The organism is Hyalangium versicolor (assembly GCF_020103695.1).
In the GTDB taxonomy this organism is placed as follows: domain Bacteria; phylum Myxococcota; class Myxococcia; order Myxococcales; family Myxococcaceae; genus Hyalangium; species Hyalangium versicolor.
In genome coordinates this window covers 274,916-296,587 of sequence record NZ_JAHXBF010000015.1, presented here as the reverse complement: position 1 = coordinate 296,587, position 21,672 = coordinate 274,916, and the positions used below count along the sequence as shown (strand labels likewise).

Here is a 21,672-nt window from a genome sequence, read left to right as displayed (position 1 = left end):
AGGAGGCCGCGAGAGGATTGGGCAGAGTTGCTGAAGAGGACGTTCGACTTCGACGTGTTCGCCTGCGTGAGGTGTGGAGGCAGGAGGCGGGTCTTGGCGTACGTGAAGGCAGGCAGGGCAGTGCGAGCGATACTGGAGCACCTGGGCTTGCCCACGGCAGGTGTGAGCTTGGCCCCGGCGCAAGAATCAACCCAGGCCGCGTGGTGTTGAGGCTTACGCCTCTCCAGAGCCAAAAGGCCAGTCCCCTTCCGCGCACCCCATGGGAGGGCGGCCTGGGCAGTCGTGTACCTCAAGGGGCTGCGCGGCCTGTCCACCCGCTTGGCTCACGGCTCGGGCGGCGCCTGTCAGCGCTCCTCCGCGGCACCTCTGCTCCTGCCCTCACCCGCAACATGGCCTCTATCCCGCCTATACGCCAGGGACGCCAGCGCATCCCCCACAATCATGGCGAGCACGCTGCCAGCGGCCACGGCGGGCCGGTCCCACGCCAGATAGAGGCACGCCGAGAAGGTGAGCGCGTACCAGACGGTGCCCAGGTTGTCGGGCTCGGTGTCCACGGCCCGGAGCAGGCGCTTGCGGTGGATGATCCAGTTGGCCACCGCCGCCATGAGCGAGGGCATCACCGCCAGCTCCCGGTGCTCGAACAAGTGCAGCGCGGGGAAGACCCACAGGCCCACGCTCGCGTGGATGAGCTTGCGCGAGAACTCCTGAGGCGCCCCCTTCCGCGCCGCCACATCGCCCACCAGGACGCACGCGCCCACGTAGGCATAGGACCAGAGAAGTGCCTGGAGATCCTGGCTCATGGCGCCCGAGTATAGGCGTTCGAAACGAGACGGCCTCGTGCCTTGAGTGTCAGGGCTGGAAGTCCTCCATGGTAGGGTGCGGCATGCCCTTACGCCTGTCTCTCCTTGCCGCGGCTCTTCTGCTCACTGCGTGTTCTGGCGCTGACAGTGATTCGAGTGTGTCGGAGAGCTCGGAGGCGGTGCAGGGGCTGAAGAGTCCCGAGCCCCGCGTCGTTGCCGGTGAGCTCCTCGTCAAGCTTCGTCAGCCGCTGGCCAGCTCGCGGTTCGAGGCCGCTGGCTACACCCTCCGCCCGGTGAAGGAACTCGCCCCTCACCTGTGGTTGATGCGGCTGGAGGGAGGCCTCGAACTCCACGACACGGCCACCCTCGCGGCGGACACCCTCCAGGCCGTCACCGCTCTCGCCGAGGATCCGCGTGTCGCGGAGATCTCCGAGAACTCACGCATCCCCTACGCCCGCGTCCCCTCCGATCCGCTCTATCCCTCGCAGATCTGGAACTATGACACCTCCCTCCACCTGCCACAGGCCTGGGACATCACGACCGGCCAGAGCAGCGTGCGCATCGCCATCCTCGATAGCGGACGCACCGAGCACCCCGATCTGCTCTGGGGGCCTGGCAAGGACTTCGTCGACGGCAATGACGATCCCACCGCGGAAGGCACCTACCACCATGGCATCCATGTGGCGGGCGTCGTGGGGGCACAGCCCAACAACGGGAGAGGCGGTGTGGGCGTGTGCTGGGGCTGCACGATCATTCCGCTGCGCACGGGGGACACCCAAGGCAACGTGCGCTCCGCTGTCGTCGAGGCTCTCCGTTGGGCGGGGGGACAGATCACCCCTGATCAGAATGGGCCGCGGCGAGCCGACATCGTCAACCTGAGCATGAGTGAGAAGACTTCGTGCAACCTCGGCGCCAACTTTGCCATCAGAGATGCGATCGACTTCGCGGTGGCCCAGGGGGTGACCGTGGTGGTGGCGGCCGGGAACTTTGGCAGCATGTACGACGCTCAATTCCCGGCCAACTGCAACAATTCGCTCGCCGTCGGGGCCAGCGCGCCGGGAGGCGCTCGCGCCAGCTACAGCACGCAGGGCTACAGGATTGACATCACCGCGCCTGGGGGTGGGCTCGAGGGCACCAGCCACTGGGGAGAAGACATCGGCGTGTCGTGCCCTCGTTACGACGCGGGTTCCACCGATCCCTGGCTGGGGACCCAAGGTGTGGTGTCGACGTGGACCGCGGCCACCGCCACGCCTGGGCCGTGGGATCACTGCTACCGCTACCTGTCGGGCACCTCGTTGGCGGCGCCCCATGTGGCTGGCGTGCTCGGGCTCATGCTCTCGGTGAATCCCGGGCTCACGCCCGCGCAGCTCAAGGAGAAGTTGAAGTCCACCGCTCGGCCCATGACCTGGACAGAGTGCCCGGGCGGAGGCTGTGGCACCGGCCTGGTGGATGCGTATGCCGCGGTGCGGGCGGCGCGTGGCTTCGATCTCTCGCCCACGTCGCTCGCATTTGGGGATGTGCGCGTGGGGACCGCCTCGGACCAGACGGTGGCTGTCACCAACATCGGCACGGCCCCGCTCACGCTCTCGATTGTCTCGGTGACAGGCGCCGCGTTCTCATGGGTCAACGCACCGACGGGGCCCATCGCGCCCGGTACCTCGGCGAACCTCACGCTGCGCTGTGTGCCTTCATCGGCCGTGTTCTCCTCCGGCACGCTGGCGCTCTCCGGCAACGGCATCCCGGCTTCCGTGGGGCTCTCCTGCCGTGGCGTCGCGCCGGTGCTCTCGGTGTCTCCGGCGGGGCTGGTGTTTGGGGATGTGCCGGTCAACACCGCCGTGGGCCGGGTGGCCACGCTCACCAACACGGGCACCGCGCCGCTCACCGTCTCGAACTTCTCGTTGGGCGGGGGCCCCTTCTACCCCAACACTCCGTTGACCGTTCCTGGCGTCATTCCTCCGGGCGGCTCCGTGAACTTCCAGGTGACGTGCCAGCCGCCTTGGATTTCGACGTACACCGGCACCCTCTCATTCGTCAGCGACGGGGGGAACGCCTCCGTCTCGCTGTCGTGCCGCGGCTACGCGGCGGAGATCCGGGCACAGGAGTTTGTCGGCTTCGGAGATGTGCGGGTCGGTGAGGCCGCGGACCGTCCGCTGACCATCACCAACCAGGGCACGGCGCCCCTCATCCTCACGGGGACCTCGCTGAACAACGCCGCGTTCTCGGTGGTGGGCGCGCTGCCGGGCCCCATCGCTCCCGGTGCATCGGCGAACCTCACGGTGCGCTGCCTGCCCCCGGCGGCCGTGAGCTACTCCACCACGCTGTTCATTTTCAGCAATGGGGGCTCGGCCCCCGCGGGGCTGGCCTGCCGCGGCTTCGCTCCGGTGCTCTCGGTGCCGACGTCGCTGGCATTCGGGGATGTGCGAGTGGGGGGGAGCGTCGACCTGCCGCTGACCGTCACCAACTCCGGGACGGCGCCGCTGACCGTCTCGCTCGCCACGGTGAACAACGCCGCGTTCTCGGTGGTGGGCGCGTTGCCGGGGCCCCTTGCTGCCGGTGCGTCGGCGAACCTCACGGTGCGCTGCCTGCCCACCACCGCCGTGAGCACCACGGGAGCGCTCACGCTCACCAGCGATGGAGGCTCGGCTGTCGTGGGGCTGTCGTGCCGGGGTCTCGCGCCCATCCTCTCGGTGTCGACGACGCGGCTCGACTTCGGCACGCTCCTGGTCGGCACGACGAGCAACCGGACGTTCACGGTCTCCAACACGGGGACTGCGCCCCTGCTCGTCTCGAGCCACTCGCTGAGCGGTGCCGATTTCCAGCTCATCACGACGCTCCCGTTCACGGTCGCGCCAGGCGCGAACAAGAGCGTCACGGTAGCGTGCGGGCCGCCCACGGTGGGAAGCCGCATCGGCACGCTGACGCTCCAACACGATGCGGGCGCACCGGTCTCGATTGCTCTCGCTTGCAATGCCACCGCGGGCCAGCTCCAGGTCGTGGAGCCGGTCGGCACCATGAGGCTCTATTCCTCCCAGACGGGTCGCGCGATGCTCCGCAACGTCGGCACCGGATCGCTCCGCATCACCCAGTTCAGCATCCTCGGTGGCCCGAACAGCGCGTCGAGCCTGCGAATGATCGGCCTCACGCTTCCTGTGACGCTCCCACCGGGCAGCCTGATATCCTGGTCCATCAAGTGCGTCCCCACGTCGACCCAGTCGATCTCCGCCACGCTGTATGCCACGCACGATGGGCTCCCCACAGGCAGCCTCTTCACCATCACCTGCACACCGGGGATCGTCGTGATCGACGACCCGGTGCCACCGATCGAAACCTCCGCGACCGAGGGGCCTTCCACGCGCTGCGGGGGCGAGCGCCGCCGCCGGCAGGGAGGGCCAGTTACTGGCGGACGTAGATGCGCCAGTACCTGGCCAGCGACTGGTTGGTGGCGCAGGTGGGCACCGTACCGCTCTCGAAGCATTGCAGGGAGCGCTCGTTGCTTCCCGTGTAGCCTGTATAGACGCGCTGGCTGACGTCCGTCGCGTTCGAGCCGTCAATCCGGTTGTGCGTGACGGTGAAGGAAGTGCCCACCGCGGTGACACACTGGTGGACGAAGGAAAGCCTGGTGGGGCTGGCCGTGTCACCGACGGCGATGGGGGCTCCGCAGAGACGGGTGCCTTGAGTCCAGCTGTTGACGGTCACGGGGGTGATCTGGTCGGAGTAGGTGCTCACCCCGACCTCCATCCCGGCGGGCAGGGTGAGGGCCCGGGTGACGATGTCCACCATGGTCCCCAGGTAGTGCCAGCGGCCATCTCGAAGACAGGCCTCCGTGAGCTCCACATCGCTCAGGCCTGGCCATGCGGAGCGGAGCCAGGAGTCGGTGTTCGGGTTGCAGGTCCTGGAGTATCTGCGCGCCGCCACGAGCAGGGTGGCGAGCGAGGTGCTGCTGGAGTACCTGGGCTTGCCCACGGCAGGTGTGAGCCTGGCCCCGGCGCAAGAATCAACCCAGGCCGCGTGGTGTTGAGGCTTACGCCTCTCCAGAGCCAAAAGGCCAGTCCCCTTCCGCGCACCCCATGGGAGGGCGGCCTGGGCAGTCGTGTACCTCAAGGGGCTGCGCGGCCTGTTCACCCGTTTGGCTCACGGCTCGGGCGGCGCCTGTCAGCGCTCCTCCGCGGCACCTCCGCTCCTGCCCTCACCCGCAACATGGCCTCTATCCCGCCTATACGCGGAGCTGCCACTTGCCGATCCACGTCTTGCTCATGTCGTTTCCGTCTCCGGTTTGGTCCTCCTTTGGTCCCCAACAACCGGATTTGGCCCCGAAAATGCGGGCGCAGCCCCGTTCTCAGAAGGGGGCGCCTTGAAAGCGGCGGGTTGCTCTACTTGGAAGCGGCGGCAATCGAACCCGCCGCTGGGAGTGGAGACGATCCGCAGGAGGCGCGGGATTTCGATCGTGGCCAGCGAGATCGCCCGGGCCCTGCGACGCCTCGAATCCTTGTCAGTTCAAAGCGTTACCTCGTCAGATGAACCGCAGTCTCGCGGATCACTGGCTCGCGTTTCCGGGAGATCTCTTCCACCTATACTCCTTCATCGACTGCGCAGTGAATCATTTCACCCATGAGGAGTGAAAAGCTTCACAGCGCCGTGAGAGTTCGCGTGGCAACCTAGCTCCTACCAAGTGCCACGAGAGGCGGGCCGTGGTGAATAAGTAGGACCCACCAAGCCAGATAGGCCGGCTGAAGCGAAGGGAGACATCATGGAGTCAGAGCTGAAAATCATGTGTTGGAATATCAATGAAGGCCGAGGAACAGACCCAAAAGGAAAGGTCGATGCAACGTTAAAGGAGATAGTGGAGGCGATCAAACTGAAGTCGCCGCATATTGTGTTACTCAACGAGGTGCGGAAGCCATACATTCTCAGTCGCATCTTCAGGGACGATCAAGCTGCAGTCATCGCAGAAAAGGCCAAAATCTCGCACAAGGGTTTTGGCGAGGTTAATTCAGCGGGCCTTCCTTTCATCGGCAGCGGGAAAGGCATGGCCATTCTCTCTCAATGGCCGCCTCTTAAGATCCCCGAAAGGGGGGAATACGAAGTGATCAAGGTGGTGCACAAGGGCACAAAGGCCAAGTTCGGGACAATGGTGGCGACATTTAATGTCAATGGAAAGAACCATCACGTCTTGTCGACACGCTTGGCGCCACACAACGACGATGGCACCAACAGAGCAGAAAACCCATCAGGGATTCAGCATGCGCTGGATCTCGTAAAGTCATTTCCTCCTGATGAACCGATCATCTTTGGTGGCGACTTCAACGCAAGCACGGACCCGGGAGCCAAGAACGAATACGAAAAAGCGATGAAGGAGTTCTTTGCGAAGAGTGGACTGAAAGAGGTTCTCAACACGAAAGGCATGTACCCGGTAGGGGAAGATCGGGTTGATTACCTTTTCTATCGAGGTGCGTATGAGGTCGTCCATGCAGAGGTTGCAAACTACGACTTGGTCAACGAACAGGTTGTCAACAAACAGGTTGGCAAGGATGATCGGCCGCCCAAGCCACGATTGGCATCGGACCATAGCTGGATCTATGCTGAGTTGAAGAAGGTGTGATACAGTCGAGATTCATAGGCCCATTCGTAGTAGTCCTGAGATGACGGCCTTCTCTTCGTCGTTGGTGAAGCCTGTGATGTGGTAGCCCTCGAAGGGTGAACTTTCCCTCACCTGGGTGGCGAGCATCGCGGCTGGCGCGTGGCAGACGATCGCAAGGGGTTTGCCCGAAGCGAGCGCCGCGACGAGCAGCCGGCCCGAGTCAGCGTTGAGAAGGGCGCAGGCTCATCACATCCACGTACGGCACGACACCGCCAGGAGTGGCCACGACGACCGAGTGACCAGCCCTGGTGAATGCCCTGTACGGGGCCGCAAACTCTTCAGCCCAGTATCCCGTCGGGTGCCTGGTGGTGACGACTTCTGGCCTGCCGAGTGATACGACGAGAACCGACGCTCGAAGCGCGGCCTGCGTAGGAGAATCGTATGAGTCTGCTGGTGCTATGTGAGTTCAGGGCACGGACCGACGGAGATGCAGAGTTCCGGCGGGTGGCGCGGGCGCTGGCATCCGTCGCTGCGACCGAGCCGGGAACGTTGCGCTACCAGTGGTTTGTCACGCAGAGGCCCGGTCATTATTCGATCATTGAGGAGTACGTCGACGCTGACGCGGCCGAAACGCATAACAACCATGTGGAGTCACTGCTCCGCGAGCTCTTCGCGGTGGCAGATCTGGTGTCGGTGTCATTCTACGGGGAGCTCAACCGGTACTTGCGCGAGTGGATCTCCGGCCGCGAGGGAGTTGCAGTCAATATGCCGTTGTGACGCTGAGGTAGCCCCTCTCCATGCGCACTCCCTTGCTCTTCATCGGCAATGGCCAGGACTTTCCTGTGTTCCTCTAGCGAGCCAGGCTCGAAGCGCACCGCTGACGGGCGGTAACAGTCAAGAGCGACACCGGTCTTTCAATCACCCTGTTCCGCTTCCCGCTTCAGCGCCAGGTTGCGTGTCTCCAGCAGCCGCACCATGTGCCGGGACAGGAAGAGCCAGTCCGCCACCCGCCCCAGCCACCCCAGCGGCGCGCGGTGCTCCCACTCGTCCACCATGCGCGTGCCACCCTCTACGGGCTCGAAGCGGTGACGGTGCTCGAAGCTGGCGAAGGGACCGTGGACCTGCACGTCCGTGAAGAGCTGGGGCCGTTCCAGCACGGTGACGCGACTGCGCAGCCTCCACACCCTCCCCAGGTGCCGAGCCTGCCACTCCACCTCCTCCCCCAGCTCGATGAGGCCCCCCGTCCGGCCCCCAACGATCGTCTCTCCGGTGTCCGCCAGGGAGCGCTGGTGGAAGTCCAGATCACGCGCCAGATCGAACACCCGCTCGGGCGGCGCGGCGATGAAGGTCTCCAAGCGAAAACGAGCCATGCCTTCAGCCTAGAACGGGTGCGCCACCGCGGCGCTCGAGAAGGCGTCATCGCCTGTCACCTCGCGCAGGCAGTTGCGAAGCACTCCCATCTCGTGAGTCAGGAGCACGCCCGGGAGAGCATCGCCCGATTCCAGGAGTCGTCCGCCTCCGGAACGGTGCTCTCCTACGCGTTCGAGCGCAGTGCCTTCGATGAGCTGCTGGCACAGCCAGACGCTCATGGCATCCGGGTGCATTACGCCCTGGAGGCGGGCGGCGCGAGGACGCTGGTGCTCTATGGCACCGACTCGCTGTATCGGGATCTGAAGCGGATGCCCATGGGTCGGGCCCGAAGCAAACCCTCGCGGCCGAGCCGCGTGCCGTGGCGCCCCCGCTCCAGCTCGAAGTCGATGAGCTCGTCCGCCATGGCCATGCCTGCCGACACACTACCAGAGCGTTTTCGCCGCTGACTCCGACAGGGCGTTCATGGAACTCAGGGGATCGGAAGCTCCAACGTAGCCACGGCGCCCTTGCCCAGGCCCTCGCTCTCCAGCGTGACGCGCCCCCCGAGTAGCTGCGCCGCCAGCGCGCTGGTGTGCAGCCCGAAGCCGTGGCCGTCCTTGCGCGTGGTGAAGCCGTGCATGAAGAGCTTCTCACGCACCTCCGGCGCGATGCCCCTCCCATCATCCCGCACCTCGATGCGCGCCAGCTTCCCCTCCGCGCTGAGCCGCATGGTCAGGTGGCGGCTCCCCTCGGGGGCCGCGTCCAGGGCGTCCTTCGCGTTGCTGATGAGGTTGACGAGGATCTGCAGCACCTTGTGCTTGTCCACCTTCAGCCGCGGCACTGGTGACAGCTCGCGCTGCATGGTCACCCCGTGGCGCTCGAGCGCCGCCAGCTGGATCCGCAGGGCGTCGTCGATGAGCTGCGCCAGGTCGCACTCCTCCGGCATGAGCGCGGTCCGGGCGTAGTTCTGCTGCACATGGACGATCTTGCGGATGTGCTCGATGTGACGGCCCAGCACATCCATGTCTTCCAGCAGCCGGGTCTGCTCTCCCGCCAGATCGTCCGTCGCCGCTGACAGGTACTCCGGCAGGTGATTGCCGCGCGCTCCCGGGGCCAGGAACTCCGCCAGGTGCTCCCGGTTCTCCATCAGCAACTCCGTCGCCCGTTTCAACCGGCCAATGCGCGAGGAGCCCACCTCCTTGGACATCGTCTCGATGTTGATGACGACGCTGGTGAGCACATTGCCCACGCTGTGCAGCACGTTGGAGGCCACCTCGGACATCCCCACCTCGCGCGCCGTGTCCACCAGCCGCGCCTGGGCCTGCTGGAGTTCGCGCGTGCGCTCCTCCACCCGTTGCTCGAGCTCATCGTTGGCCTGGCGCAGCTCCGCCTTGCCGCGCTGCACGTCCGCGTACAGCCGCGAGTTCTCGAGCGCGATCGCGGCTCGGCGCCCGAGCTCCTTCACGAACACGACATCCGCGGGGCCGTACGCAACGCCCGGCGTCGCCGAGGCGAGTGAGAGCGCACCGATCTGCTTCCCGCGGACGGAGAGCGGGACGGCCATCACCGTCCGCGTACCCAGCTCCCGCAGCAAGCGCGCGTGCTCCTCGTCGACGCTGTGCTTGCGGATCTCCTCGTCGGTGACCTGAGACAGCAGGAGAGGCTCGCCCGCGCGCAGCGCGTGAGCCGCGGGCTGAGGCGAGCGGCTGTCGGGCGAATAGCGCTCCGTGAGATCCTTGAGGAGCCCCAGCTTCGAGGAATCCCGATGCGCGGAGCCCAGGCGCCGAAGCCCGGCGTCCTCGATGACGTCGAGCACGCACCAGTCCGCCAGCGACTGCACGCACAGCCGCGGCAGCGCGGAGAGGGTCTCCATGTAGTCCAGCGAGGCCGACAGGCTCTCGGTCGCGGTGGCGAGGAACCGGGCGCGCTGCTCCGCTTGCTCGGCGGCGGCGCGCGCCTGCTGCTCCTTGACGACGACCACCGCCAGGATCAGCACGAACACATTGAGGAACGCGATGTAGAGCTGCAGGTTCAGGACGCGCGTGCCGAGGGCCATGTTCAGCATGGCGAAGGGGCCACGCTCGTGAATCGTGTGCCAGGTCGCCAGCAGATCGAGGATGACCGTGGCCACCGTCGCGCCTCGCACTCCCAGCCGCAGAGCCGGCCAAGTGATCACGGGGAGGAGGAAGAAGGGAAGCGCCGCGTCGAGCTCCCGTGGCTGCATGGTGGCGAACACCCACCACCCCGCGGTCGTCAGCAGCGCGAGCAAGGCCACTCCTTCGACAGCGCGGCTGAAGCGAGGCTTCTCGGGTGCCTTCCAGGTCAGGAAGAAGGGACCGACGAGAATCACCCCGAGGGCATCACTGCTCCACCAGGCGGCCACCTTGGACCAGTATCCACCAGGCTCCAGCCATGCGACGTTGGCCGCCGCCGCGAGGAGCGCGCCTGGGAGTGCGGCGACCCCGGCGCCCAGCAAGACCAGACGGAGGACGTCCCCCGCGCGCCCGAACGCGAAACGCTGGCCTGTCGGAGGGCGGAGGAGCGAGGCGCCGATGAGCGGCAGGAGCCCGTCGATCACCCCCCAAGCCAGGGAGACGGAGAGTGGGATGTCATGCCAGAGGTTGATCAGCAGCTCCGCGCTGGCGCTGGCGAGGAGCCAGGCAGGCCAGCGAGAGCGGGGCGTGCGGACGAACCAGGCCAGGGCCATGCCGCTGGGCAGCCAGAAGATGGCGCTCTTCTGCGGATGGAAGATGAAGACGTAGTTGACCTCCGCGAGGACCAGGTAGGCCACGAAGAAGGCAACGAAGCCGAGGAGCACGGGGAGCGCTTGCTCCATCGCCGGGGGCAGCCCGGAGGGCCAGCGTCGTGGGTTGCTCACGGTCATGACTGCTCCCAAACCCAGGGGAGGGAGCACGCTAGGACATTGCACATGGAAGGGACAGGTGCCGTGGGGAGGCGAGGAGGGGCATGACGCAGCGGAGAGAGGCTGGCGGGACCCAGGGTCCGAGGAGCCCCTACGCCCGTCCGCTGGATCGCCGCACTTCATCTACAGCGAGGTGCTCTGTTTGTTCCAGGGACGTGGAGGCCCGGTCGACCTGCTCGCCGATCGAGCACCCGAGAGCCTTGGACTAGACGAGGCGCCCCGCGTGGGCTGGGCGAGCGATCCACCGCCGGGAGGATCGTGGTCTTCCCGGCATGGGCCTGGCGCTCGACGCCGTCGGGCCAGCGCTCGATGAGGGCATGGAGATCCTGCACAACGGTCGCCTGCACACCGTCGACCGCGAGAATCCCACCGCCAGCGCCGCCGCCATCAAGGACGGCAGATTCCTCCCGCAGGCCCCGCCCGGTAGCGCTCGGCTCGGGTGCGCAGGTGCTGCAACTCGAAGAGCCCCGACTCGGGCGAGCGCTCGGGCCAGCTGAGCCAGCATCTGGATGGCACGGGGCTGGTGGAGAGCACTCCCGAAGCGGAGGGGATTGCCCCGGCCTCGCTGGCCCAGCGGCTGAAGACGGTAAAGCAGCGCGAGGGGACCAGGCGTCTCCCGGTCCCCTCGCTTCACGTCAGTGCCGTCCGCGTGCTACGGCGTCACGCCGAACCTGGCGAGGCCCTTGAAGAAGCCGCCGACCAAGCCGCCGAAGCGGTACTGCAGCTGGCCGCAGTTGGGTGAGCAATCCTTGACGTAGTTGACGCCCGCTCCGTCTCCGCCGAACACGTACGGAGCTGCAGCCTCGCCTACCGCGTAGCCCGCGCCGAAGGACGCGATGCCCGCGACGACCGGCGGAGAAGCACCGGCGACGACCGCCACACCGCCGGCGACATCCGTGGTGCCTTTGATGACAGTGCCGGCGTGCCCGACGACGGACGCGGTGTCACCCCGGGCACTGGCCTTCTGAATTTCTGTCCCACCCTTGTAGACGTCAATGCCGCCAGAGATGATCGAGCCCACGGCGCCCGCCTTCGCCAGGCCGGTACCGAGAGCGCCCTTCCCCGCGATCGTCCCCGCCGTGGACAGGAACCCGTCCGCCACGGTCGCGCCTCCTGCGACGACGGTGGCCGTGTCCCCTGATGCCACGCCTTCGGCAATCTTCGCCGTGCCGCCGACGATCTTCGCGGCGCCAGCGTAGATGCTCCCCCCGGCCGTGCCTGCTTCGCCCACCTCTCCAAATCTCTTGATGGCCACGGGTATCTCACGGACGGCGAGGACGGTGCTGATCGGCTTCTCGACGAGGCCGGCAGCGGTCTGTACAGACTGCGATTGGTCGCTCGCCTGCTGCTGCGCGTTGAGCTCGGCGGACCACGCGAACATCGGGGAATCGGATTCCTGGCCCTCGGTGCCGGTGGGATCCACGAGGTCCAGCGGGCGGTTGCGCACGTAGCTGTAGAGGTTGCACTCCACGGGGCTGGCGCGGCACTTCTCCACGTCCTCGAGGAAGACCGGATCGGGGGTGGTGAAGCGGTTGATCTGCGGGTCGTAGTCGCGCACGCCCATGCGCACCATGCCCAGGTCCGCGTCGTACGCCTTCTCCACGTAGTCCAGCGCGGCCGCGCTCGTGGGGTGGATCGCGCGGTCACCAAACGGGGAGGCCAGGCGCTCGGTGCCATCGACGTCCGCCATCACCGTCCCGCGCTGGTCGGCCGACAAGAGCTGGAACACGCCATTCTTCAACAAGCCCACCAGTTGGCCGTCCACTCGCACCGGCTGGGTGAGGCCCGAGGCATCCAGGTAGTTACCGCCTGCGAGGTATGCCGCGACAGGCGTGCCCGAGGCGTCGCGCTTCAGGAGGCGCTGGCCGCCCTCATCGTAGAGGAAGCTCCAACTGGTGCCGCCCTTCTGCGCCGTGGCCACCTGGCCGTTGGGGCCGTAGGTGAGGGTGAGGTTGCCCCGGGTCACCGTGCGGCCCAGGCCGTCGAACGTGTACGTCACTCCGCCCGCGGCCAGTGTCCCGCTGCCGGCGACAAGGGCGCGTGTGCCCGCGGCGTCCGAGATGGAGCTGGGCAGGCCCGCGGCGTCGAAGCCGTAGCCGTAGCTGTGCTGTGCATCCTGCGCGCTTGTGAGGAAGCCCTGCGCGGAGTAGCCGTACTGGCGTGTCAGCTGCGTGGCTCCGAACTGCATCATCTCCATGCCGGTGAGGCCCCGAGCGTTCAACTTCCAGGCGACCGACGAATTCCATCCGGGCGCCGTGTGCTGGAGGCTCGTGCGGTGGCGCGTCAGCGTGTCGTAGCCGAGCTGGAGGGTCGTCCCACCGCCGAAGTCCACCACCGAGATCTGCCCGTGGGCGTTGTGCCACACGCTGGCCCAGAGATCTCCGTCGAGCTGCAGTTCGCTCATGCGACCGTAGGCGTCCCACGCGTACCCGATGGAGGTGGAGTAGAGCGGCTGGCCATTCTCATCCTTCACCGTCACCAGCTCCTGCTCCACGTCGCCGCCCTCCGCGTAGCTGAGCTCGCCCTCAACGGTGCGCCAGCCGGTGAAGCTGAGCGTCGTCTTGAGCAACGTGCCGTCCACGCGATACTGCATCTGCTTCGTGTACCCGTCACCGGCCGCGGCCGTCAGGAAGCCAGGCCAGCTGGTGTTCCCCGGCTGCGCAGGCGAGGCGCCATCATAGTAGAGGCGGTACGTCTGCGTGCCTCCGCCCACCGCGTTCGTGTGAGTGATATGAGTGCGGCGGCCGATGGCGTCGTACTGGTAGCCCTCGGTGCGCACCAGCGTATTGGCCGGGGTGCGGAAGCGCTTCTCGGACACCAGCCACGTGCTGGGCTTGTACTGGAACTCCACGTTGGCGACGCCGTCGCGCTCCACGCGCTCGATGCGGCCATAGCCGTCGTACGACACCCGGTGGCCCTGCCCGCCTGGCAGCGTCACGCTGCGCAGGCGACCGAGCGCGTCGTAGCCGTAGGTGTAGAGCGTGTTGAGCTCGTCCTGGTAGTGGACCAGGCGCTTGCCGCCGTCCAGGTACTGACGGCGCGTCTGGGCGTTGTTCTCCTGTGTCTCCACGCGCAGGAGGCCTGACGCGATGGACCAGCCCTCCGTCACCTTCTGCTCCACGTCCGCGTGCAGGCGCAGCAGCTTCTCCACCTCGTAGCCGAAGACGGCGCTGCGTGCGCTGGCTGTCTCCTCCACGCCGGTCAGCAGCGTGGAGTAGTCGAGCGCCGACATGTCCGTATTGGCGGGGAGGTTCGGCCGCATGTACCGATGTGTCTCACGCTGCTGGCGGCTGTGCGTGGTCACTCCGTCGAGCACCCAGCCCTCGGGGACCAGGCGCGCGCTGGATACGCTCTCACCGGCGGCTGTGACATAGCCTCGCTTGAAGAGCCTGGCGTTGCTGCTCGCGTCCACCAGCGAAGTGGCCGCGATGCTGCCTGGCTGGGTGGCGGTGGCGAACTGGTAGGTGAGCAGCTCGTTGGGGTTCGCCTCGGTGGCGCCCCCCAGGGTGTCCCATTGTTTCATCAGTCGCTCCATGCCGTCGTAGCGGAAGCGCTGCACGTAGGTATTGGCGCCTCGCCGCGTGGTGAACGTGAGCAGGCCGTCATGCAATGGACTGCGCTCGGTAGCCTCCACCACCACGCCGTCCGGCTGTGTCACCTTCGACAGCAGGAGGCGGCCTGGGGCGTACTCGAATGACGCCGTGCCCTGCCCCGGTGCGCTCACGGTCTTCACGCTGAAGTCCGGGGTGTACGTCACCGCTTGCAGCAGCAGGAGCCCCTGGGGGCCCTGCGACTCCACCTTCTCCACCAGGCCTATCGCGTTGCGCGTGATGGTGCCCTGGTACGAGAAGTCCAGCTCCGGCTGCTGCGGGTGGACGCCGGTGAGGGTCACCGTGCCCGGCAGGCAGTGCAGGTGCTTCACGAGCCCGCTTGGGTTCGCATGCACGTTGGTGGTGGTGAGGGTCCCCCACTGAGAGGTGTGCACCGTTTGCTTCGCGCACACCCCCTCGAAGAGGAGATTCTCGGTCTTCTCGCCGAGCGCCGAGGCCGGCAGGCTTGGGTCCCGCAGCCCCTGGCCCTCCTCCTTCATTCGTTTGAAGGACACGCCCATGTAGGTCGCGTCCTCGTACTGGCGGTAGGCGTACTCCTGCACGAGCGGGGTGCGCGCATCCGCGCGGGTCATGGAGGCGAGGAGGCCCGCGAAGGTGTCCCCGTTGAGGAAGTTGATGGTGTGCGTCTCCTGCGGCGCGGTGCGGACCACGCTGTCGAAGCCCACCAGGTAGCCGCCCTGCGAGTGGTAGTTCGCGCCGTAGTACTGGTAGGTATAGGTGACGGGATCGTAGCCAGACGATGTGGACGTCAGCGAGGCGAGCACGGGCTGGCGGATGCGAGCACCCGGAGCGGCTGGCAGGCGCGTGTACGTGAAGTTCAGCACCGTGCCCTTGCCGTCATCCGCGGACTTCAGCAGGCCCGTCTCGGGCCCATCCAGGGAGGCGCTGTAGGCATCCGAGCCCTTCGTCACGGTGAGGCTGGTGTTCCCGCTGCCGGCGAAGTCGCCCTGCGCCAGCGCGCTCGTCGTGCCGTTGAAGAAGGCGAGGGCCGGGACGGTGACCTCACGGAACGCGGTGCCGTCGTTGACGAAGAGCAGCGCGAGCCCCGGCTTGGACAGCAGCACGTCGGAGAGGCCGTCGCGGTTCACGTCCACGAACATCGCGGAGTAGGTGCTCAGCTGCGCCAGGTTCACGCCGCTCTTTGTCAGCACCGGGAACAGCTTGCTGGAGGCAGAGTCGAAGGCGAACTTGCCGGTGCCCGGCCACACGTGCAGGCCGTTGGTGAGCCGCGCGACGATGTCCGGGATGCTGTCTCCGTTCATGTCGTGCACCCACGTCGCGCTCGCCGACACGCTGGGGCTCAGCGTGCCCGTGGTGATGGCGCCGAAGCTGATGGCTGGCGGCGCGCCGCTGGTGTTGGGCCGCACCTGGTAGCCGCCCGGGACCACGCGGATGAGGTCTGGCTGCTGATCATTGTCCAGGTCCACGAAGCGGGTGTGCGGGCCGAGCTGCCAGGCGCCCGAGAGCGACTGCTGCGCGACGAGCGCGCCCGCGCGGTCGCAGACCTTGATCTCGGTCGTCGAGCCGCTCGGGTTGTTGATGGCGACCACCTCGGACTTGAGCTGGTTGGGCCGCAGCCGCGCGAGCAGGCGCGGCTCGTTGTTGACGCTCGCCGCGGGGCGGCACACGGACTGCGTGCTCCCGTTGGGGGGTGGGAGCGGCTCGGCGCGGAAGCCGGTATCCTCCTGCACGTAGAGCGTCTGGGCCTGGGCGTGCTCGAAGTCGAGCCGGCCGTCCTCGTCCTCGTCCAGCAGCGTGGCGCGCCAGGGCTGGATGGCGTCCTGGCCCGCGGTGGCGAGCGTCGTGTCCAGCTTCGTCACGCGCGTGAACGCGGCGGCGGCGAGCGCGTCCGCGGACTTGTGGTAGGTGTAGTAGGCCGTCGGGGCCGGCGTCAGGTTGGGCGCCGTGCCGTAGGTCTGGTCCACCTGGGTGAGGTAGAAGGCCACGCTCTCGGCGGGGTCCTCGTAGGTGAGCTGGTACTGCCAGCGCGCCTCGAACAGGCCCGTGGAGGTGTTCTTCGCCTTCACCGCCACCGTGGACACGCGCCGGTCCAGCCGCAGCTTCTTGCTCGAGCGGAAGTCGTCCACCGGCTTCGCCAGCGTCGCGTAGCCGAGCTCCACCAGGTACTGGAAGTCGCCACCGGTGCCTCCGTACTGCACCGTCTTCACGAAGAGCCGCCCGGTCGCGTTGGCTTCGTAGGTGAAGCGCGTCTTGCGCCCGGTGGCGCTCACCACCTCGCGCAGGGACCACGCGTAGGTCCCCTGGGGCGTGTTCACCTGCGCCGAGCCCGCGGCGCCGCCCGCGCCGTCACCGAAGCTCCAGACGCTGCCGTCCGGGAGATAGGCGGTGAGGCCCGTGGCTGACTGCTCCACGCGCACCGCGGGGTTCATGTCCGCGGGGTACCAGGCTCCGTCGCTGCCCAGGACGAGGCGGCCCCAGGGGCTCGAGAGCTCGTCGGTCGCGTAGTCGAGGTCTCCGCGCACGCGCCAGCGGCGGATCTCCAGCCGGGTCTGCCAGCCGTGGCCCCACTCGGACAGGCCCGCGTCCGACGAGTAGGTGGGGAACGGAGTGCCGAGCATCTCGCCTCGGTCCGAGGGGAGGGTGAACGGGGATGCGAGCGCGAACCCGCCACGCGCCACGTCCGCCGCGCCAAAGGCCGTCTGCGCATAGGTGCCGATGAGCGAGCCGCGCTGCGGAGCGGTGAGCTGAGGAGGCTGGATCTTCGCGTCCGTGAAGCCGGCGGGCTGCGCGAGCGCCAGGGGTGAGAGGAGCAGAGCGCTGCTACCCAGCAGCCGCCGTAGGAACGATTGCAGTTTCATGGGTCTTCCTGATGAGAGAGGGAGTGAAGCGGGAGGGGCTACTGGCAGGCCTTGACGCCAGCGACATTGCTGGCGACTTCGAGCGCGTCCACCTTCATGGTGATGACCAGCGCGGAGGCCTCGTTGAACAGCGCGGGGGACGCGTTGCCGAGATCGATGGTGAAGGTGCCAAAGGGCGACAGCCCATTGCCCGCCACCGTCGCGAGCGGCTGCTGGATGTCCTGGGCGAAGGTGGTCAGCACGTCGATGTCGTTGCCGAACAGCAGGTGCGGGCCCCCGACGAGGAAGTCCGGGTTGAGCATCACATAGCTCTTGGGGGTCCCCGCCGAGGGGTAGGCGAAGACGTCCGCCCACCGCACCGGCACCAGCAGGCCTGCCTGGGAGTCTGCGCCGTTGGTGCTGCTGAAGGGCCGGACCACCTGCACGCCCAGGTTCTTGATCACGGGCATGTGATGGTTACAGAGCAGCACCCCCCCCTGGCCGCCCGCGCTGTAGAGATCGTCCGGGGTGAGGGTGATGCTCACTTCGCCCGAGCCCTGGAGGATGCTGTTCCACACGGCCTCGGAGCGCTCGAGGTCCGCGCTGCGCCACTGGGTGCTCAGGATGGAGGTGGGGTTGGGGAAGGCGAAGGCGAGCGCGAACTCCTTGGGCGCCTTGTCGTTGATGCGCGCCTGGGCCAGGGCGGTCTCGATGGTGGTGACGGCCGTGAGCGCCTGGGTGCAGAGCGCCGCGAAGTCGTCGGACCAGTCCGCCTGCACCAGGGCCTCCAGGCTCGCGTGCGTCTTGAGTGGGACGAGCGAGCTGGGGTGGCGCAGATCCATGGTGGGGTAGAGGTACTCGGTGACGAGGCTCGTCAGCACGCGCGCCTTCTCGCGCAGCTCCGCGCCGTCCAGGTTGCGCAGCCGCCACAGCGGCAGCAGCCGCAGCAGGCGCGCCTTGTCCGCGCCCGCCGTGAGGTCGTCCGCCAGGGACTGGATGTCGAGCAGCGCCAGCTCGATGGCGCGCTGCGTGGCGCGGATCTGCACCAGGCGCTCCAGCCGCGCGAGCTCCTGGGTGACGAAGGTGTTGAAGAGCGCGTGGAACACCTCGGGCATCTGGCTGGACGAGCAGCCAGGGCACTGGACGGTGTACTCCTGCAAGAGCCGGGTCTGGGCGTTGCTGCGCAGCGCCTCCAGCTCGCTGCCCGTCACGCGCCCCTGGGCGACGAAGGCCGGCGTCGCCGCGCGCAGCTCGGTCATCACCGTGGCCATGGCGTTGCCCAGCGCCTTGGCGGCTTCCCCCGTGGGCATCAGCCGCACGGACTTCACCGTGAGCTGGTGCGAGGTGTCGTCCGCGCACGAGCCGAGATCGTTGACCACGAGGTAGTAGTCGGCGTCCTTGTCCACCACCACCGAGCTGTGGGGCGACTGCAGCACCTGCACCTCGAGGATGCCAGCCTTGCCAGTGCTCCCCGGGCCCATCGCCACCAGCAGCAGGCTGCCAACCGGGGCCTCGGGGAAGGGGGTGTTCGGCAGGCGCAGGCCGAAGGCGAAGCTCGCCGAGCTCCGGTTCTCGGAGCCATTCTGGGTGGAGGTGGTGCTGTCGGTGCCTTTCGTCCTGTCCATGCACCCCTCCGCATACGCGTACGCCGTGACCCCGCTCCCGAACCACTCGGTGCCCACCTGCGCCCTGACGCCGGCGCACGCGCGCTCATTGGTGGAGTCCCTCTGGAAGGCCGACTCGCTCGCGTTCTGCGAGGTGTAGCTGCCGTTGCTGAAGGTGACGGTGTAGCCGCCGGGGCCCGTGAGGGCCGCCGTGCCGCCCAGCCCGATGGCCGTGGGGGCTCCGCTCGTGGGGTGCGGGAGCAGCGCGCTCGAGAGCGCGCAGCTGGGCGTGTACTCGCCCAGAACGTCGAAGTTCAGCAGCTCGCCGCGCTTCGCGGCGATGGTGAAGGGCTGGGAGTTCCCCTGGCCGCTGAGCACCGCGAGCGTGAGGATGTTGAACGTCCCGCCCTGCGCTCCGTGCGCGTCCGCCGCGCTCACGTTGAGCGTCTGCATCGGGCCGCGCTGGATGTCCGTGCCCAGGTTGGGCGACTCGTTGGCGAGGGTGGTGTTGAACGCCGAAGCGAAGTCGCTGAACTGCGCCGCCTGGCTCTCCAGGTTGTCCTGCAGCCCGACGAGATCCGCGTTGAGCGCGTAGAACTCCGTGAGCTTGCGCGCCAGCGTGGCCCGCACGGTCTTCTGGTTCGCCGCGTTGGCCACCTCCCCCAGCACCTCGTTGATCAGCGCGGTGCGATTCTGGGTGTACTCGTTCACCGCGGTCGTGAGCGCACCCTTGCGCGCCGACACCACGTCGTTGATGAAGTTGGACTTGTACTCCTCGATGCCCGTCTTCAGCGTGTCGCGCGCGGTGCTGACGAAGAAGCCGGACTTGGCATAGCTGTCCGAGTAGGCGTCCGCCTTCTCGACCATCTGCGCCCACCTGGCCATCGGTGCGGGTGCGGCATTGATGCCGCTCAGAAACAGGGACGGTGAGTACGAGGGCGCCCCCGTGGTCAACACCACCGCCTGGGTGAAGACGGCGTGGTTGGCGCGCAGCAGGTCAAACACCGTCACCCAGTCCGCGTGGTGGTCGTAGCCCGACGCGGTCAGCTTGTTGGCGTTCGTCACGGCCGTCTGCAGCTTCGAGGACTCGGGCACCGCGCCGAAGAGCGCCCACAGCTCGGCCATCTCGGTGTCCACCGAGCCGCCGCCGCAGCCCTTGAAGCGGCAGCCCAGGTCGTGCAGGTAGCTGAAGTCCTCCATGCGATCGAAGAGGCCGGTGAAGCCGTCCCCCAGGAGCATCAGCAAGGGCGGGCCGCTCATCGCCGGGCTGCCGGTCAGGGTCGCCTTGAGCACCGTGAGGTCCACCAGCAGGCCCGCGTTGAGCGGCTTGGCGTGCACCGGCAGCCCGTTCACGTTGAGCAGCGCGTTCTCGTAGGCCACCTTCCAGAAGATGCCGAAGGTCTCGCTCAACTGCTTCATCAACACCGGGCTGTTGAGCTCCGCCGGGAAGAGCTGCGCCTGCTGCGCCGCGTACCAGTCGCTGATGCTCTGCAGGTGGGTGCGCACGTCGTCCGGGTGCGGGACCCTGCGCTGGAGCACATCCCCCGCCACGTCCTGGCGGCGCATGTCCGAGAGCGTGCGCTCGTACAGCTTCAACCACATGCCGTGGTACTTCTCGCGGTACACGGCACCCTGGCAGGCGCCCGCGGGCACCGCCGCCACCTGAGAGGCCAGGCCCACGCAGTACGGCACCTGCGAGCGGGCCGAGGCCCCAGGCACGTGTGCGGACGCCAGGCGCGTGCAGATGTCCATCGCCGCGTTGAGCGGCACCAGGTTCGTGCCGCAGCCCGAGACGACGGGCGGGACGAAGCCGGAGCTGCACGTGGAGTTGGCCGCCGGGTCGGACTGGTACAGCCCTCGCACGAACTGCGCCTGAGCGACCGTCATGTGGTGGCCGTGCAGCTCGAAGAGGAGCTTGAGCCGGGACACGACCTCGGAGCGCAGCTGCGCGCCCCCGGCGCCCGCCGGGAGCCCCGCGGCCAGCCCCTGCACCAGGCAGTCGTACTTGGCGGTGACCTGCGTCTGCCCGCTCTGGGCGGTGAGCGGGAGCTGGTCACAGGTGCGGCAGAAGGGCTGCTGCACGTAGAGGGGGCTGGCCTCGTAGTTCTTCGGGCTCATCGCTCCCCAGACGGTGTTCGCCGCCTGCTTCACCGCGCCCTGCGTGGTGCCAGCCGCGGCGAACAAGGGGTTGGCGTTGCAAGCGGATGCGACGTCATCGCCGAAGTTGTTGTGACGGCACGTCGGGTAGATGGGCTTGGTCAGGTCGTCACAGAGGTGCGAGCCCGTGGAGGGCCCGCATGCGGGGTCCTCCTGGTCATTGTACGTGGGCCAGTCGCTCAGCGTGTAGGTGCAGGAGCCAGAGGACGAGCTGGATTCGATGTCGCCGCCGTACGAGGTGATGCCGACGAGGTTGCGGTCCGCTACAGGCAGGGTGTTCTTCTTCGCCTGCGCCGCGCTCAGGCAACTCTGATGGCAGTTGTAGTAGGTGACCATCTCGCAGATCTCGACTTCAGGTGTGTGCGGCTTCGGGCGGCACTCCTGAACCTGGTACGGGCTGCATGTCACCGTCTGCGTGAACGTCTTCGACCCGCGGCTCTCGACCCCAAACTGCGGGAGCCGGCACGTCGGGTAGTCGTAGCAGGTCTTCTGCTGGTATCCCGTCAAGGAGCCGCAGGCGCTGGTGCTGCCCGACTTGTTGCAATCGAGCCCGTACTGCCACGGCACCGCGCAGACATTGGAAGGATCGCCGGCGGACGCCCACGCCAGTCCCGTCTCGTCACAGGCGCTGAGCGCCTGCTCGCTCGTCGCGAACGCGGCACCCCCGTTCACTTCCTCCTCGGTGGCTTCTCCGCACGCCAGCAGCGTGCACAGGACACCGAGACACCACAGCTTCAAGGGACGCATCGGACGGACTCCTCCTGCGGAGCTCGCGGACAGGCGCGGACTCCGAAGCTGGCGCCTTCAGGGCGCCTTCGGGCTGGGACTGCGAGGGCCCCCCTGAAGCGTTC

General features: G+C 67.4%; 9 protein-coding genes and 2 pseudogenes. 5 read left to right on the top strand and 6 right to left on the bottom strand.

All coding sequences use genetic code 11. The annotated features are described in order from the left end of the window. Window positions 1–344: 344 nt before the first annotated feature. On the bottom strand, window positions 345–800 hold the full coding sequence (locus KY501_RS30100; protein ID WP_224367075.1) for a diacylglycerol/polyprenol kinase family protein: 456 nt from the start codon (window positions 798–800) through the stop codon (window positions 345–347). Between the two features lie 158 nt (window positions 801–958). Between KY501_RS30100 and KY501_RS30095 the strand changes: the two genes are divergently transcribed. The 3 genes from KY501_RS30095 (at window position 959) to KY501_RS30085 (ending at window position 7,155) form a co-directional block, all read left to right on the top strand. After that, on the top strand, window positions 959–4,327 hold the full coding sequence (locus KY501_RS30095) for a choice-of-anchor D domain-containing protein (RefSeq protein ID WP_224366968.1): 3,369 nt from the start codon (window positions 959–961) through the stop codon (window positions 4,325–4,327). 1,220 nt (window positions 4,328–5,547) lie between these two features. Continuing rightward, a complete protein-coding gene (locus KY501_RS30090; protein WP_224366966.1) occupies window positions 5,548–6,399 on the top strand; it encodes an endonuclease/exonuclease/phosphatase family protein in 852 nt (283 codons plus the stop codon). 420 nt (window positions 6,400–6,819) lie between these two features. Continuing rightward, complete coding sequence (locus KY501_RS30085; protein ID WP_224366964.1) at window positions 6,820–7,155, top strand: putative quinol monooxygenase; 336 nt, start codon at window positions 6,820–6,822, stop codon at window positions 7,153–7,155. Window positions 7,156–7,292: 137 nt separating this feature from the next. Here KY501_RS30085 and KY501_RS30080 read toward each other — a convergent pair whose 3' ends face one another. Next, window positions 7,293–7,748: an SRPBCC family protein gene (locus KY501_RS30080; protein WP_224366962.1), complete on the bottom strand. Its 456-nt coding sequence runs from the start codon at window positions 7,746–7,748 to the stop codon at window positions 7,293–7,295. A gap of 93 nt (window positions 7,749–7,841) precedes the next feature. On the opposite strand from KY501_RS30080, the gene KY501_RS30075 reads away from it, so the two are divergent. After that, entirely contained in the window at window positions 7,842–8,195 is a 354-nt protein-coding gene (locus KY501_RS30075) for a hypothetical protein (protein WP_224366960.1), read from the top strand. Between the two features lie 23 nt (window positions 8,196–8,218). Here KY501_RS30075 and KY501_RS30070 read toward each other — a convergent pair. Then, window positions 8,219–9,532 (bottom strand): annotated as a pseudogene (locus KY501_RS30070) (sensor histidine kinase); the annotation flags it as partial. Between the two features lie 168 nt (window positions 9,533–9,700). Continuing rightward, window positions 9,701–10,564: pseudogene (locus KY501_RS30065) on the bottom strand (MASE1 domain-containing protein); the annotation flags it as partial. 359 nt (window positions 10,565–10,923) lie between these two features. Between KY501_RS30065 and KY501_RS30060 the strand changes: the two are divergent. Continuing rightward, on the top strand, window positions 10,924–11,148 hold the full coding sequence (locus tag KY501_RS30060; RefSeq protein ID WP_224366959.1) for a hypothetical protein: 225 nt from the start codon (window positions 10,924–10,926) through the stop codon (window positions 11,146–11,148). 155 nt (window positions 11,149–11,303) lie between these two features. Here KY501_RS30060 and KY501_RS30055 read toward each other — a convergent pair whose 3' ends face one another. Both KY501_RS30055 and KY501_RS30050 read right to left on the bottom strand, forming a co-directional pair. After that, window positions 11,304–17,081 carry an RHS repeat-associated core domain-containing protein gene (locus tag KY501_RS30055; protein ID WP_224366958.1) on the bottom strand — a complete coding sequence of 1,926 codons (5,778 nt, stop codon included), beginning with the start codon at window positions 17,079–17,081 and terminating at the stop codon, window positions 11,304–11,306. A gap of 38 nt (window positions 17,082–17,119) precedes the next feature. Continuing rightward, window positions 17,120–21,568 (bottom strand): hypothetical protein, encoded by a 4,449-nt coding sequence (locus KY501_RS30050; RefSeq protein ID WP_224366957.1) that lies wholly within the window; start codon window positions 21,566–21,568, stop codon window positions 17,120–17,122. Window positions 21,569–21,672: the final 104 nt, after the last annotated feature.

Excerpts from the sequence above, each read along its gene's own strand:
- KY501_RS30100 (WP_224367075.1), bottom strand. The coding sequence starts at position 800 with ATGAGCCAGGATCTCCAGGCACTTCTCTGGTCCTATGCCTACGTGGGC.
- KY501_RS30090 (WP_224366966.1), top strand. The coding sequence starts at position 5,548 with ATGGAGTCAGAGCTGAAAATCATGTGTTGGAATATCAATGAAGGCCGA.
- KY501_RS30085 (WP_224366964.1), top strand. The coding sequence starts at position 6,820 with ATGAGTCTGCTGGTGCTATGTGAGTTCAGGGCACGGACCGACGGAGAT.
- KY501_RS30080 (WP_224366962.1), bottom strand. The coding sequence starts at position 7,748 with ATGGCTCGTTTTCGCTTGGAGACCTTCATCGCCGCGCCGCCCGAGCGG.
- KY501_RS30060 (WP_224366959.1), top strand. The coding sequence starts at position 10,924 with ATGGGCCTGGCGCTCGACGCCGTCGGGCCAGCGCTCGATGAGGGCATG.
- KY501_RS30055 (WP_224366958.1), bottom strand. The coding sequence starts at position 17,081 with ATGAAACTGCAATCGTTCCTACGGCGGCTGCTGGGTAGCAGCGCTCTG.
- KY501_RS30050 (WP_224366957.1), bottom strand. The coding sequence starts at position 21,568 with ATGCGTCCCTTGAAGCTGTGGTGTCTCGGTGTCCTGTGCACGCTGCTG.